This window comes from Azospirillum sp. Sh1 (assembly GCF_008365135.1).
GTDB lineage: Bacteria > Pseudomonadota > Alphaproteobacteria > Azospirillales > Azospirillaceae > Azospirillum > Azospirillum oryzae.
Genome location: NZ_VTTK01000026.1, coordinates 22142 through 37199 on the forward strand (window position 1 = coordinate 22142; position 15058 = coordinate 37199).

A 15058-nucleotide genomic window follows, 5' to 3' on the forward strand; every position below is an offset into this window, starting at 1 on the left:
GACCTGCGGACCGGGACTGACGTTCTACCGCCGCGACGCGACGGAAGCGAGGCAAATTTCGCGTCACGCGCCGTCGCAACCCTGCTTTGCCCCCCGGACCCGCGGCGATCGGCCGTCGGCTGCGTTTCTTGAATGACCAATCAATTCCCTCAACCATGTCATGGTTATACCTAACTGTGTCTTAACTCATTAGCTTGCATTCCTTCCCATGCCGGAGCCACCCGCCGGGCTCCGATGGTTCCGTTTGCTGGAGAGTTGAGATGGTATCGCTGCTGAAGGCCGCCGACGGCCTGCTCGGGAACATGCGCTTCGCAAGGAAGATGGCGCTTGCCCTGTCGGTCCCGATGGCGGGCGTGGTCGTGCTGTCGTCCCTGCTGGTGTGGGAGCAGGTCGACGCCAGCCGCCGGGCCGCCGACCTCGCGTCCGTCACCCGCCTGTCGGTCGGCATGACCAGCCTTGTGCACGAACTGCAGAAGGAGCGCGGTTCCTCCTCCATCTACATCAGCGGCAAGCGGGACGAAGACCGCCGGCGCATGGACGGCGTACGCGCCGCCGCCGATGCGAAGCTGGCCGACCTGACCCGGCAGTTCGCCGATGTTCGCATCCGCGATCCCCATGTCGCCGCGGCGATTGCCGGCGCCCGCGACGCACTGTCGCAGCTGTCGCGGCTGCGGTCCGGGGTGGACAGCACGGCCCAATCCTCCATGGAGGTGGTCGCGAGCTACAGCGCGATGATCCGCAAGCTGCTGGATGCCACCGGGCAGGCGCGCTCGCTGTCCGACGACAGCGACCAGTTGCGCGCCGCCGACGCCATGGTCGCCCTGTCGGAAGCGAAGGAGCGGCTGGGCCAGCAGCGCGCCGTCGGCGGCGGCGCCTTCCGCAAGGACCGCTTTCCCGCCGATGCGCATGAGCGCTTCATCGAGCTGTCCGGCGAGTACAAGGCGCTGATGACCGGCCTGAAGGCGAAGCTGACCGCCGAAGAGGCGGGTTTCTACGACCGGACGGTCGCCGGCCCGGCCATCGCCGAGGTGGAGCGGATGCGGCGCATCGGCATCGCTTCGGCCTATGGCGGTGCCGACAACCAGGGGGTCGATGCCGGCAAGTGGTTCGACACCATCACCGTCACCATCGACATGCTGCGCAGCGTCGAGACCCATGTGGCGGACGACCTGATCGCGCTCGCCAACCGCGACGCGCAGGATGCGATGACGCGGCTGACCGGCGTGGCCGCCGGCCTTGCCACCCTTCTGGTGGTGATGACGCTCATCGCCTATCTGGTTGCCCGCAACATCACCCGGCCCATCGCCCGGCTGAACGGCGACATGGGGCGCCTGGAGGCCGGCGAACGCGACCTGTCCATCCATGGCGCCGGGCGTGCCGACGAGCTGGGCGCCATGGCCCGCAGCCTGGACCATTTCCGCCTCAGCCTTGCCGAGGCCGACCGGCTCGCCGCCGAACAGCGGCAGCACCAGGAGGACCGCCTGCGCGAGGCCGAGCGGCTGGAACGGCTGGTGGCGGAATTCGACCGTCACATCGAGACGGTTGCCGAACAGCTGGCGGGCGCCGCCAGCGGCCTGCGCGGCAATGCCGAACAGATGAGCGGCATCGCGTCGCAAACCGAAAACCATGTGCTGTCGGTCGCCCGCGCGTCCGAAGGCGCGTCCGAGAATGTCCAGGCCGTGGCCGCGGCGACGGAGGAACTGACCGCGTCCATCTCGGAGATCGGCCGGCAGATGACGGGGTCGACCGAGATGGCGGAACGGGCGGTCAACGACGTCCGCCGCACCGCCGGCATCATCGCCGACCTGAACGGCGCCGCCCAGCAGGTGGGCGAGATCGTGCGGATGATCACCGACATCGCCAGCCAGACCAATCTGCTGGCCCTCAACGCCACCATCGAGGCCGCCCGCGCGGGCGAGGCCGGCAAGGGATTCGCCGTGGTGGCGCAGGAGGTGAAACAGCTCGCCAGCCAGACCGCCAAGGCGACGGAGGACATCACCGCCAAGGTCGCGGAAATCCAGTCGGCGACCGACCACACCGTCCAGGCCATCGGCGACATCGGCACCGTCGTCACCCACATCGAGGAGAACATCTCCGCCGTCGCCGCCGCCGTGGAGGAGCAGAACGCCGCCACCGCGGAGATCGGCCGCAATGTCCGTCAGGCCGCCGACGGCACCGACCAGGTCTCCCACAACGCGTCGCTGGTCGGCACCGAAGCCGGTCGCGCCGGCGCCATGGCGAAGGAGGTTCTCACCATGGCCGATGCGCTGAAGCGGAGCACCGACAGCCTGCGCGGCGACGTGGCCGACTTCATCGGGAAGATCCGGGCGGCGTGACGGGGGTGGGGAGGTGTCGACTTCCGGATGCCCCCTCCCCGACCCTCCCCCGCTAATGCGGGAGAGGGTGCCTAATGCGAAACGGCGGCAGTTCCCTCTCCCGCATTAGCGGGGGAGGGCTAGGGAGGGGGCAATCATTGCAAGGTCCACTCACGAATGCCCCCCTCACCGCACCCCGGTCGCCTTCGCGTATTTCCGTTTCGCCACCTCCAGCGACGCCAGCAGTTGCTGCCCGGTCGCCCCGCCGTCGCCGCTGACGCGGCCGGTCATCACCGCCTTGATCGCGTCGACATGGGCCTTGAACAGCAGATGCTCGTTGGCGGTGACCGTGGTCAGGCCGCTGCGGGTGGCCTCGTAGAGCGACTTGGCGATGTGGGTGATCAGGGGATAGCCGAAGATGCCGCCCTGCCCGCGCATCTCGTGGGCGGAGCGGTTGACCTGGGCCAGCAGGGCGGGCACCGACTCCGGCTCGCGCGGCAGGCGGTCGACGCGGCGGCCCATCTCCTCCACCTCCGCACCGATCCACACGGCATAGTCGCCGGCGCGGTTCAGGATTTCCTCCTCCGCGGCGGCGAGCACCTCCGGCGGCAGGGTCGGCACCGGATCGCGCGGGGCGAGGCCGACCTTGGCGCCCAGCCGGTTGGGCAGGTCGAAATATATGACGGGGAAGCGGTCGATGCCGCGCGCCTTCGACGCGCTGTGCACCACCAGGATTTCCGACGGCGCGGTCGTCCGGCAGTCCATGGCGACCGGCTTGTCGGCGCGGCGGCGGTCGGGACCGAAATAGCCCTTGGCCAGCACGAAGCGGCGCGGCCGGGCGATGGCGAACAGCAGCCGGCTGGCGATGGTCTGGGCGGAAAACGGCTTGGCGATGAAGTCGGTGGCGCCGAGATCGCGCGCCTGCTCCACATACTGGCGGTCGGCGGCACCCGACAGCATCAGCACCGGCAGGAACTTGTCCGGGCTCTTCGGGCTGTAGCGGATCCAGCGCAGCAGCATCAGCCCGTTCACCTCGGGCATCACCAGATCGGACAGGATCAGGTCGACCGGGGCGGTGCCCGGCGGCAGGGCCGCGCGGCGCTCCTCCAGCCAGCGGATGGCGTCGGCGCCGCTCGCCACCCCCTCGACCCGGCCGATGCCGATGGCGCGCAGGGTGGCGGTCAGGACCGAGCGGATGAAGCCGCTGTCCTCCACCACCAGGACCGAAAGAAGATCGAGCTTCGGCTGGGTCATCGCCCTCTGCTTCGGCAACCGGGCCATTTTGCCGCATTCAAATTCCACTTCTGGCACAACCGCGCCCGATTGGCGAGCGGCAAGCGGAACGGAAGACAAACCGGCCGGCCGCGGTTACCCTCCCCCCGCCGGAAGGCCCAACAATCAATCAGGAGAGGAACCGCCCGATGCCGCAACCCGATCATGTCATGGCCTTGCCCCTGCCGGAGAAGCCGGACCTCGATCCCGACATGCAGGCGCTGTTCGACAAGTGCGATGAGAAGCTGGGCTTCGTGCCCAACGTGCTCCAGGCCTACAGCCTGCGGCCGAAGAAGCTGCGCAACTTCGCCATGCTCTACAACGAGCTGATGCTGGGCGAGAGTGGTCTCAGCAAGCTGGAGCGCGAGATGATCGCGGTCGTCGTCTCCTCCGCCAACCATTGCTACTACTGCCTCGTCGCCCATGGGCAGGCGGTGCGCAAGCTGTCCGGCGATCCGGAACTGGGCGAGATGCTGGTCGCCAACTACCGCGTCGCCCCGCTGGACCCGCGCCAGCGCGCCATGCTCGATTTCGCCTGGAAGCTGACCGAGAACCCGATGGCGGTGGGCGAGGCCGACCGCGAGGCGTTGCGCGCCGTCGGATTCAGCGCGGAGGACATCTTCGACATTGCCGACACGGCCGCCTTCTACAACATGTCCAACCGTCTGGCGACCGCGGTGGACATGATCCCGAACCGCGAGTACCACAGCCAGGATCGTTAGGGGCAGGATCGTTAGGGGCAGGATCGTTGAGGTCTTTCATCGCCTTCGTCGAGGCCACACAGGGTAGGAATCATGGCGATCGTCCGTTTCTTCGTCCGTCTGTTCGCGCTCGTCGGCCTGCTTCTGGTGGCCGGCGCGGTGACGGTGGCGGTGCTGGTGGTGCGACATGAACCTACCCTGCCCGATGCGGTGGTGCTGGACCTCGACCTGACCAAGCCGCTGGCGGAGAGCGACAGCAGCCGGATCGGCAGCCTGTTCGAACACCAGACCACCCTGCGCGAGGTGCTGGACGCGCTGGACGGCGGACGGCGCGACCCGCGGGTGAAGGGCGTGCTGGCCCGCTTCGGCGACGACAGCATCGGCTTCGCCCAGACCCAGGAGCTGCGGACCGCCATCGAGCGGTTCCGCGCGTCGGGCCGTTTCGCCGTCGCCTTCGCCGAGGAATATGGCGGGGCCGGGGCCGGCAACCGCTCCTACCTGCTGGCCAGCGCCTTCGACGAGGTCTGGCTGCAGCCGATGGGCACGCTCGGCATCACCGGCCTGTCGGCGGAGCTGCCCTTCGCGCGCGGCGCTCTCGACCAGCTGGGCGTGCAGCCGAACTTCGCCCAGCGCGAGCAATACAAGAGCTTCGCCGAGACCTTCACCAAATCCGGCATGACCCCGGCCAACCGCGAGATGATGGAGGCGCTGGTCACCGATCTCGGCAACCAGCTGGTCGACGGCATCGCCAAGAGCCGGCGCTTGGCCCCCGCGATGGTCAGGGCCGCCATCGACAAGGCGCCGCTGCTGAGCAAGGAGGCGCTGGACCAGAAGTTCGTCGACCGGCTCGGCTATGCCGACGAGGCGCGCGACGAGGCGCTGAAACGCGCCGGCGCCGGGGCGGAGGCGATGGAGCCGGCTGATTACCTGTCGGTCGCCGGCAACCCGAACGGCAAGGGGCCGACCATCGCCCTGATCCATGCCGTCGGCACCATCACCGGCGGCGAGAGCGGCAAGCCGGCGCTGGGCGGCACCTCCGCCGGGTCGGAGACCATCGTCGACGCCATCGAGGAGGCGGCCGACGATCCCGACGTGCGCGCCATCCTGTTCCGCATCGACAGCGGCGGCGGCGCCGTCTCGGCGTCCGAAGCGATCCGCCGGGCGCTGGTCAGGGCGCGGCAGAGCGGCAAGCCGGTGGTCGCCAGCATGGGCGACACCGCGGCGTCGGGCGGCTACTGGATCGCGCTCGCCGCCGACCGCATCGTCGCCTCCCCCGCCACCATCACCGGGTCGATCGGCGTCGTCGCCGGCAAATTCGCCATCGGCGGCCTGTCCGACAAGCTGGGCATCCAGTGGGACCGGGTGCAGGGTGGGCGCAACGCCGGCATGTGGTCGCCGCTGCGCCCCTTCGACGACAGCGAATCCGAACGGCTGAACGCCATCATCGACGACACCTACGCCAACTTCCTGCAGCGGGTGGCCGAGGCACGGCACATGACGCCCGAACAGGCGCGCGGCGTCGCCAAGGGCCGCGTCTGGACCGGCGCCCAGGCCCGCGAACTCGGCCTCGTCGACGATCTCGGCGGGCAGGAGCAGGCGCTGACCCTGGCCCGCACCGCCGCCGGCCTGTCGCCCGACGCCCCGGTGACGCTGGCCCCCTACCCGCCGCCGAAATCGATGACGGACCAGCTGCTGGATCTGGTGGCCGGCAAGGGCGAACTCGTCGGCGCGCTGGCCGCGGTGGCGGAACTGCGCCCGCTGCTGGCCCACCTGCGCCCCCTGCTCTCCGCCACCCAGGCAGACGGCGTGCAGGCCCGCATGCCGGCGATGACGCTGGAGCGTTGAGCCGTTTGCATGGACCAGATCCCCTCTCCCCCCCGGGGAGAGGGTTAGGGTGAGGGGGTCGCGCGGCGGCCCTCCGACAAGAATCCACACTGTGCATCCCCCTCACCCCGACCCTCTCCCCGGGGGGAGAGGGAGATGCTTCCGCTCAAAGACATCAACGTCCGAGACGATCGACCATGACAGAGACCGCCGCCAGCCCGTCGCAAGCCGCCGACGACCATCCCGTCTTCACCCACCAGGAAATCCTGCGTGTGTTCAGCGGGGTGGCGCTGGCGATGCTGATGGCGGCGATGGACCAGACCATCGTCGCCACTGCGTTGCCGACGATGGCCAGCCAGTTCGGTGGGCTGGAGATGCTGCCCTGGGTGGTCACCGCCTATCTGCTGACCTCCACCACCACGACGCCGATCTACGGCAAGCTGTCGGACCTCTACGGCCGCAAGCGGGTGCTGCAGACGGCGATCCTGCTGTTCCTGGTCGGATCGGTTCTGTGCGCGGCGGCGCAGAGCATGACCCAGCTGATCCTGTTCCGGGGCTTGCAGGGGCTGGGCGGCGGCGGGCTGATGTCGCTGGCCTTCACCATCATCGGCGACGTGGTCGCCCCGCGCGAACGCGGGCGCTACCAGGGCATTATCGGCGGCGTCTTCGCGCTGGCCAGCGTCGCCGGACCGCTGCTGGGCGGCATCTTCACCGAGACCATCGGCTGGCACTGGATCTTCCTCATCAACCTGCCGCTGGGCGTCGCGGCGTTCGCCATGACGCGCAGCACCCTGTCGCGACTGCCCGCCGGCCGGGCGAAGCCGCGCATCGATCTGGCCGGGGCGGCGCTGCTGACCGGTGCGGTGACCAGCCTGCTGATCGTCGCCACCCGCGGCGAAGCCATGGGCTGGGGCAGCCCGGCGGCGCTCGGCCTGCTGGCGGCCGGCCTCGTCATGCTGGTGGTCTTCCTGTGGCACGAACGCCGGATCGAGGAGCCGATCCTGCCGCTGCACCTGTTCCGCCGCCCGGTGGTGGCGGTGGCGACGCCGGTGGTCGCCGTTTCGGCGATGGTGCTGTTCGCCGGTATCGTCTATTTGCCGCTGCACCTCCAGCTGGTGCAGGGGACCAGCGCCACCGTGTCGGGGCTGCTGCTTCTGCCGCTGGTGCTGGGCATGACCTTCGGGTCGGTCGGCGGCGGACGGCTGATCGCGAAGACCGGCCGCTACAAGGTCTTCCCGCTGGCCGGGCTGGCGCTGTCGGGCGTGATGTACGCGCTGCTGGGCACCCTGCCGGAACTGGCCGCGGACGGCCTGTGGTCGACGCTGATCCTGGTGCCGCTGGGCATGGGTCTGGGGCTGGTCATGCCGGTGATGACGGTCGCCGTGCAGAATGCGGTGGAGCAGCGCGACCTCGGCGCCGCCACCGCGTCGGTCGGCTTCTTCCGCTCACTCGGCGGGTCGGTCGGCGTCGCGGTGTTCGGCGCCGTCTTCAACGCCGTGGTGTCGGACCGGCTGGAGGGCGCCGGCCTGTCCGGCCGCGCCGTGCTGGACCATGGCGCCTCCGCCCTGGCCACCCTGCCCCCGGCCGCCCGCGCCGGCGTGGTGGCGACGCTGGAGCACGGTTTCGCCACCCTGTTCCTGCTTGCCGCGGCGCTGGCGGTCGTCTCCTTCGCGATGACGCTGTTCCTGAAGGAACTGCCGCTGCGCTCCGCCAATCCGGGCCGTTCCAAAGCCGCCCCGGCGGCGAAGGGATGACCGGTCGGGAGTGACCGCGTCAGGACTTGTCGCTGGGGAAATGCCGCTCCTCCCCCAGCCTGTCCTCGATGTAGAGCAGGTTGACCAGGACCAGCACGACCACGGCGATCGGCGTCGCCAGGAACATGCCCATGATGCCGAACAGCACGCCGCCGGCGGCGATGGCGCCGATGGTGACCACCGGCGGCAGGTCGACCACCCGCTTCTGCAACAGCGGCGTGATCAGGTTTCCCTCCACCTGTTGGATGACGAGGTAAAGCCCGGCGACCCACAGCGCGTCCTGCGGCGACTGGGCGAAGCCGATCAGCAGGGCCGGCACCGCCGCCAGGAAGGGGCCGACCAGCGGAATGAACTCCAAGAGCCCGGCCACCATGCCCAGCGCCAGCGCCGACGGGATGCCGAGAAGCCAGAGCCCCACCCCGATCATCGTCCCCACCGCCGCCATCGCCACCAGCTGCCCGATCAGCCACTTCCACAGGCTGTCGCCGGCCACCTCCATCACCTCGCAGGCCCGCTTCTGCCCTCGCGGCGGCACCAGCAGGACCACGCCGCGCTGATAAACCCCCGGCGACGCCGCCAGATAGAGTGCGGCGAACATGACCACCACCGCATCGCCGACGACATAGACAAGGCCGGAGGCGAAGCTGCTCAGCTGGTTCATCCAGGGCCACTCCTTGCCACGCTCCATGATGCGCTGGCGCCAGCCGTCGGGCAGCATGTCCATGGCCTTGGTCACCTGCTCCTGCAACTGGCCGAGCTGTGCCGCCGTCGAGGTGCCCATCAGCCAGACGCCCCCACCGACCAGAAGCACCAGCAACAGCAGCACGATGGCAAGCGCCAGACCATGGCCCAGCCCCGTCCACCGCCGCACATAGCCGGTCAGCCGCTGCAGCAGGATGGCGAACAGCACGCCGGTGAAGATCAGCAGCAGCGTGCCCGACACCTTCCACAGGAAGATCCCCAGCGCCACCACCCCGGCGACGATCAGGACCTTCCAGGTGAAGACGGCCAGCTCCCCGCGCCCGGCGCGCGCCGGTGGCTCGTCCTGCGTCGCCCCGCCGCCCGGCCTGGGGACATGGTGAGCGGTGGGCCTGCTGGGTATCGCCATCTTTCGAATCTCCCGCACTTGGCGCCGCCGGACGGACGGCCCACGGGGAGAACGCGCCAATCCTGCCGACGTTGCGGAAAGTCAGCAGGCTAGGTCGTCGGCGATAGTCCGAAAATGGGTATGGAAGGTGCCGCAGGCGGCCCCATATCAAATGTGACGCCAAGGAGTCATTCTCGCTGATGTCACTTGAAGAGCCCGCCACCCGGCGGGCTTTTTTTTGACCGCCTTTACCGCCGCGCTTCCGGCGGGAATATCAGGGTGACCTTCAGCCCCGGCTCGTTGTCGCTCAACTCCAGCCGGGCGCCGTGGAGCGTCGCCACCGCATCCACCAGACTGAGCCCCAGCCCGTTGCCGGGCGAGGCGCGGGCAGTGTCCAGCCGGACGAAGCGCTGCAGGACCTTGTCGCGCATCTCCGCCGGGATGCCGGGGCCGCTGTCGGCGACCTCGACGCTGGCGGCGCGGCCGGGGGCCGGGCCATCGAGCACCAGCGTGATCGTGCCGCCCTCCGGCGTGTATTTGATGGCGTTGTCCAGCAGATTCGACACCGCCTGCGCCAGAAGCTGGCCGTTGCCGCGGACGGTCGGCTTGCCGCGGACGACCACCGACAGGCGCTGCCCGCGCTCATCCGCCACCGGCTCGTAGAGGTCGGCGGCCAGTTCCACCACTTCGGCCAGATCGACCGGAACGAAGTCCTGGCGCTTGGCCCCCGATTCCGCCTCGGCGATCGACAGCAGGGCGGTGAAAGTGGCGAGCAGCCGGTCGGCCTCGACGATGGTGTCCTGCAGGACGCCGCGATAGACCTCCGGGTCCTCCGTCTCGTGCAGCAGCGCCAGTTCGATGCGGGAGCGCAGGCGGGTCAACGGCGTGCGCAGGTCGTGGGCGACGCTGTCGGTCACCTGCCGCATGCCGGTCATCAGCCGTTCGATGCGGTCCAGCATGGCGTTGAGGTTGCCGGCCAGCCGGTCCATCTCGTCGCCGCCGCCGAATCGCGGCACGCGGTCGCTCAGGTCGCCGCTCATGATCTGGCGGGTGGTGCGGTTGATCGCCTCGATCCGCCGCATGGCACCGCGGCTCATCAGCAGGCCGCCCCCAAGCCCCAGCAGGGCGGTGGACCCCAGGATCCAGCCCAGCGAGCGGAACATGCGGGTGCGCAGCTGGTCGATCTCGCTCATATCGCGGCCGACCAGCAGGCGGAACTGCCCCGGCAGCGTGAAGGTTACGGCCTGCGCCGTCGACGGGCGGTCGGTGACCCCGCCGTAATCGGCGACCTTGAAATGGGTCCAGCCGCTGGCGTTGGGCACCGCCGCCGGCCAGCCCGACAGGTTGCCGGCCAGGATCGTCCCGGCCGGCGTGGTCAGCAGATAGATGGAGTTGTTGTTGGCGACCGCGCTGCGCGTCCGCACCACGTCGATGAGGCCGGACAGTCCGTAATTGCGGTAATGGTCCTGCAGGCCGGCGACCTCCAGCGCAATGGTCTCGCCGATCTCCTGTTCGAGGAAACCCGCCGTGGTGCGGTAAACGACACCGAGGATCAGCCCGACCGACAGGACGAACATCGCCAGATAGAGCAGCGCCAGCCGGAACGCCGTGGCCCGCACCAGCCGAAAGCCCGCGGCGACGAAGCCGTGCAGGCCGGCGGCCGCGCCGTCATGCTTCATGGAGGTGCACCGGGACTCACGCCTCCGCCGCGCGCAGGCTGTAGCCGGCGCCGCGCACGGTGTGGATCAGGGGGGTGGGAAAGTCCTTGTCGATCTTCTGGCGCAGGCGGGCGATGTGCACGTCGATCACGTTGGTCTGCGGATCGAAGTGATAGTCCCACACATTCTCCAGCATCATGGTGCGGGTCACCACGCTGCCGGCATTGCGCATCAGGTATTCCAGCAGCGAGAACTCGCGCGGCAGCAGGTCGATCGCCTTGCCGGCGCGCCTGACGCTGCGCGACAACAGGTCGAGTTCCAGGTCGCCCACGGTAAGCCGGGTCTGCGGCTGCCCCGCACCGCGCCGGCGCACCAGCACCTCGATCCGGGCCAGCAGTTCGGAAAAGGCGAAGGGCTTGGTCAGGTAGTCGTCGCCGCCGGCCTTCAGCCCCTTCACCCGGTCATCGACGCTGCCCAAGGCCGACAGGAACAGCACCGGCGTGTCGTTGCCGGCCGCCCGCAGCACCTGGACCAGCGACAGCCCGTCGCGCCCCGGCAGCATGCGGTCGACGATCATCACGTCGTAATGCTCGGCCCCGGCCAGGAACAGGCCTTCCTTCCCGTCGTTGGCGACGTCCACCACATGGCCGGCCTCCTTCAGCCCCTTCGCAAGGTAGCTGGCGGCCTGGCGATCATCTTCGATGACGAGAATCTTCATGAGCACGAGTGTAGCCTCCCAAAACAGCCCGGCCAAGCACCTCCCTCTCCCGCCCCGGGAGAGGGAAGGGGCCCGCGAAGCGGGAAGGGTGAGGGGTGATCCAAGGAGCCATGCGCTTCTGGTTCCTTGGATCACCCCTCACCCTCCCCACGCCTTTGGCGCGGGTCCCCTCCCTCTCCCGGGACGGGAGAGGGAGAGGTTTGCCTCACGCCTTCAGCTTCAGCGCGACGAAGGACTCGTTGCCCTGGCGGTTGATCAGCATCAGCAGCGCCTTCTGCCCCGCCTTCTCGGCCTCCGCCACCCGGTGGCGGATGTCGGCCGGGCTTTTCACCTCGCTGTCGCCGACCCGTTCGATCACGTCGCCGGGGCGGATCGGCACATCGACGCTGGAGGACAGGCCGGTGACCACCACGCCCTGGACGGCATCGTCGATGCCCAGCCGCTTGCGCGCCGCCCGGTCCAGCGGGGCGAGCTTCAGCCCCTTCACCGGCGCGACCTCCTCCTGCTCGGCGGAGCCGTTGCCGGTGTCGGCCGAGGCGACCTGCGTCTGGTCGGACAGGCGGTCGATCCGCACCGGAACCGTCTTTTCCCGGCCCTCGCGCAGGATCTTCATCTCGACCGTATCGCCGGCCTTGGTCTCCGCCACGTTGCGGGTCAGGTCGCGCAGGGTGTTGACCGGCTTGCCGGCATAGGACAGCACGACGTCGCCCTGATGCAGGCCGGCGCGCTGGGCCGGGCTGTCGGCGGTAACGTCGGCCACCAGGGCGCCCTTGGCGCTGGGCAACCCCACGCTATCGGCAATATCCGGCGTCACCTCCTGGATCTTCACGCCGAGCCAGCCGCGCTCGACCTTGCCGTTCTCCTTCAACTGGGCCACCACCTCCTTGGCGAGGTTGGCGGGAATGGCGAAGCCGATGCCCACCGAACCGCCGTTGGGCGAATAGATGGCGGTGTTGATGCCGATCACATGGCCGCTGAGGTCGAAGGTCGGGCCGCCCGAATTGCCGCGGTTGATGGCGGCGTCGAGCTGGAAGTAATCGTCGTACGGACCGCTGTGGATGTCGCGGCCGCGGGCCGACACGATGCCCTTGGTGACGGTGCCGCCCAGCCCGAACGGGTTGCCGACCGCCATCACCCAGTCACCGACACGGGTCTTGTCGCTGTCCGCCCATTCGACCGAGGGCAGCGGCTTGTCCGACTTCACCTTCAAGAGGGCGAGGTCGGTCTTGGCGTCGCGGCCGATCAGCTTGGCCGGCATGGCGGTGCCGTCCTGCAGGGTGACGGTGATCTCGCTGGCGCCGTCGATGACATGGTTGTTGGTCACGACATAGCCGGCCGGGTCGATGATGAAGCCGGAACCGAGCGCCCCCATCTTGCCGCGCGGCGCCTGTTCCTGGTCATCCTGGCCGCCGGGGCCGCCGCCAGGGCCGCCGTTTTGGCCCATCTGGTCCTGGAACTGGCGGAAGAACTCTTCGAACGGCGAGCCGGGCGGGAAGCCGGGGATCTGCGGGCCGCGCTGCGCCCGCGGCTCGGCCTTGGCCTCCTGGGTGGCGGAGATGTTGACGACGGCGGGGCTGACCTTCGCCGCGAGGTCGGCGAAGGTCGAAGGCGTGTCCTGCGTCATCGTGACGGCGGGCGGCGTGGCGCCGTTCTGCTGGGCCTGCGATGCCGCCCAGCCGGCCAGCGCCGGAGCCGTCAGAACCGTGGAGCCCAGCAGCAGGGCGGCGACGGTCCGGCGAAAACGGCCCGGACGTTGGGGCTGGTTCGGGGTCTGGCTCTGGGTGGGAGGAAGGGTGGACATGACGGCGACACTCCAATCAGGCGATTCCGACTTCCGGGAGGCGATGGCCGGCCTTCAGACCGCCGCGCCGCCTCACCGCTGTTGTCGTGAACATAGGGAACCGCCCTTCACCGCCGCCTTGCGACCGGATGAAAGATATTTCAGGCAAGGAAACGACTCAGTCCCCGATCAGGTGCAGCGCGATCTCGCGCCGGTGCGGCCGGGCGCGGTGTTCGAACAGGTAGATGCCCTGCCAGGTGCCCAGCGCCGGTTCGCCGCCAATCACCGGGATCGACAGGCTGACGCCGGTCAAGGCCGAGCGGATATGGGCGGGCATGTCGTCCGGCCCTTCGGTGGTGTGGGCGTAGAGCGACGGGTCTTCCGCCACCAGGCGGCGGAAGAAGCGCAGCAGGTCGGCCTGCACGTCGGGATCGGCATTCTCCTGAATGGTCAGGGACGCCGAGGTGTGGCGGCAGAACACCGTCAGCAGCCCGGTGTCCATCCCCTGTTCGGCCACCCAGCGCCGCACCTGGGCGGTCACCTCGACCAGCCCGGCGCCGCGGGTGGGGACGGTCAGCGTCGTGGCGGCTTGTCGCATGGATTTCGATCTCCTCGGATTTCGCTGGCTTGGCTCGGCGGGCAAGCAATACCAGATGTGATGGCCCGAACGGATTTGCCGGGATGATTCGGCCCGGCCAAATTGTTATTGGGCCAAACTGTTGTACCGGGACGGCAAGGGAGGAAGACCGCGCATGGACATCACCGGCACCCACAGCGTCCCCGGACCGCGCGACCGCGTGTTCGCGGCGCTTTGCGATCCGGCGGTGCTGATGCGCTGCATCCCCGTCCTGGAAGAGATGGAGCGGCTGTCCGCCACCGACTATGCCGCGCGGGTGCGTACCACGCTCGGTCCGATGAAGGCGCGTTTCTCCGGCCGGCTGCGGCTGGAGCCGGAAGACGGCGCCCACCGCTACCGGCTGGTCGCCCAGGGCAGTGGCGGGCTGGCCGGCGCGGTGAAGGGCGAGGCGCTGGTGGTGCTGGAGGAGGCGGACGGCCGCACCCTGCTGACCTACAGCCTGTCGGTGGCGCTGGGCGGCGCCGTCGGCCGTCTGGCGGTGAAGCTGGTGCAGGCCAAGACCGACCGCGTGCTCGCCGGCTTCTTCGAACGTTTCGCGGCGGAGATCACGGCGGAAATCACGGCGGAGATCGGCGACCGCGCCGGCTGATGCGGCGCAATGCCGCAGCACCAACGGCCAAACTGCGCCTTTCGCAAGTGCAGCATCATGGGTCAGGATAGCAGGCGTCGCGGGTGCTCTTTGCCGGTGGAGATGCCGAGTGGTCCTGTCCCAGCCCGCTGCCCAAACCCCTGGCCAAACCGCAACTCCGGATGACGCCACCGCCGATCGCATGATCTTCGGCCGGATCCTGGCGCTGGCCGCCGCCGATCCGGTGCGGACGATGACCCAGGCGCTGGCCTTGACCAAGGCGGATTTGACGGAGCTTGCCGCGCGTCACGCCCCGCAACTCGCCGATAGGGTCGCCGCCCTGCCCGACGGCGACGAGTCCGGCGAGGACGCCATCGAGGAAGCCGACCTGCGCGCCTTCCTGGCCGAGCATGGCGCGCGGGGTGTCGACGAGGAGCGCTGGCTCGCCGCCATCCTGGCCCGGCGGTCGCTGGAGCCGAACCATCTGTGGCAGGACATGGGCTTCCACGACCGCGGCGAACTCAACCTCCTGTTCCGGCGGCATTTCCCGGCGCTGGTGGCGATGAATGCCGGCGACATGAAATGGAAGAAGTTCTTCTATCGCCAGCTTTGCGAGCGCGAGGGGCTGATGCTGTGCAAATCCCCCAACTGCGAGGTGTGCGACGACGTGGAGGTCTGTTTCGGCGAGGAGGCCGGCGATCCGCTGTCCACCCTCTCCCGCCTCGCACGCGGCGGATAATCGGG

At 69.2% G+C, this 15058-nt stretch carries 12 protein-coding genes; 6 read left to right on the forward strand and 6 right to left on the reverse strand.

Annotation, left to right across the window (positions count from 1 at the left end; genetic code table 11):
- Positions 1-260: 260 nt before the first annotated feature.
- Complete coding sequence (locus FZ029_RS22575; protein WP_149272031.1) at positions 261-2336, forward strand: nitrate- and nitrite sensing domain-containing protein; 2076 nt, start codon at positions 261-263, stop codon at positions 2334-2336.
- A gap of 165 nt (positions 2337-2501) precedes the next feature.
- Here FZ029_RS22575 and FZ029_RS22580 read toward each other — a convergent pair whose 3' ends face one another.
- Positions 2502-3569, reverse strand: a complete 1068-nt coding sequence (locus tag FZ029_RS22580) for a response regulator (protein WP_149272032.1) — start codon at positions 3567-3569, stop codon at positions 2502-2504.
- A gap of 167 nt (positions 3570-3736) precedes the next feature.
- On the opposite strand from FZ029_RS22580, the gene FZ029_RS22585 reads away from it, so the two are divergent.
- The 3 genes from FZ029_RS22585 (at position 3737) to FZ029_RS22600 (ending at position 7866) form a co-directional block, all read left to right on the forward strand.
- The gene (locus FZ029_RS22585) at positions 3737-4309 is read left to right on the forward strand and encodes a peroxidase-related enzyme (RefSeq protein ID WP_149272033.1); all 573 of its coding nucleotides are present in this window, start codon (positions 3737-3739) and stop codon (positions 4307-4309) included.
- Positions 4310-4381: 72 nt separating this feature from the next.
- The gene (sppA, locus tag FZ029_RS22590) at positions 4382-6133 is read left to right on the forward strand and encodes a signal peptide peptidase SppA (protein WP_149272034.1); all 1752 of its coding nucleotides are present in this window, start codon (positions 4382-4384) and stop codon (positions 6131-6133) included.
- A gap of 176 nt (positions 6134-6309) precedes the next feature.
- Positions 6310-7866 (forward strand): MDR family MFS transporter, encoded by a 1557-nt coding sequence (locus FZ029_RS22600; RefSeq protein ID WP_149272035.1) that lies wholly within the window; start codon positions 6310-6312, stop codon positions 7864-7866.
- 19 nt (positions 7867-7885) lie between these two features.
- Here FZ029_RS22600 and FZ029_RS22605 read toward each other — a convergent pair whose 3' ends face one another.
- From FZ029_RS22605 to FZ029_RS22625, 5 genes are all read right to left on the reverse strand, one after another.
- Positions 7886-8974, reverse strand: coding sequence for an AI-2E family transporter (locus FZ029_RS22605; RefSeq protein WP_149272036.1), 1089 nt, complete (start codon positions 8972-8974; stop codon positions 7886-7888).
- 227 nt (positions 8975-9201) lie between these two features.
- Positions 9202-10632 (reverse strand): ATP-binding protein, encoded by a 1431-nt coding sequence (locus FZ029_RS22610; protein WP_149272037.1) that lies wholly within the window; start codon positions 10630-10632, stop codon positions 9202-9204.
- A gap of 16 nt (positions 10633-10648) precedes the next feature.
- Positions 10649-11329 (reverse strand): response regulator transcription factor, encoded by a 681-nt coding sequence (locus tag FZ029_RS22615; protein ID WP_149272038.1) that lies wholly within the window; start codon positions 11327-11329, stop codon positions 10649-10651.
- A gap of 205 nt (positions 11330-11534) precedes the next feature.
- On the reverse strand, positions 11535-13130 hold the full coding sequence (locus tag FZ029_RS22620) for a DegQ family serine endoprotease (protein WP_149272039.1): 1596 nt from the start codon (positions 13128-13130) through the stop codon (positions 11535-11537).
- 157 nt (positions 13131-13287) lie between these two features.
- On the reverse strand, positions 13288-13707 hold the full coding sequence (locus FZ029_RS22625) for a secondary thiamine-phosphate synthase enzyme YjbQ (RefSeq protein WP_149272040.1): 420 nt from the start codon (positions 13705-13707) through the stop codon (positions 13288-13290).
- Positions 13708-13861: 154 nt separating this feature from the next.
- On the opposite strand from FZ029_RS22625, the gene FZ029_RS22630 reads away from it, so the two are divergent.
- Positions 13862-14335: a carbon monoxide dehydrogenase subunit G gene (locus FZ029_RS22630; RefSeq protein WP_149272041.1), complete on the forward strand. Its 474-nt coding sequence runs from the start codon at positions 13862-13864 to the stop codon at positions 14333-14335.
- Between the two features lie 109 nt (positions 14336-14444).
- Positions 14445-15053 (forward strand): nitrogen fixation protein NifQ, encoded by a 609-nt coding sequence (locus FZ029_RS22635; protein WP_247892449.1) that lies wholly within the window; start codon positions 14445-14447, stop codon positions 15051-15053.
- Positions 15054-15058 lie beyond the last annotated feature (5 nt).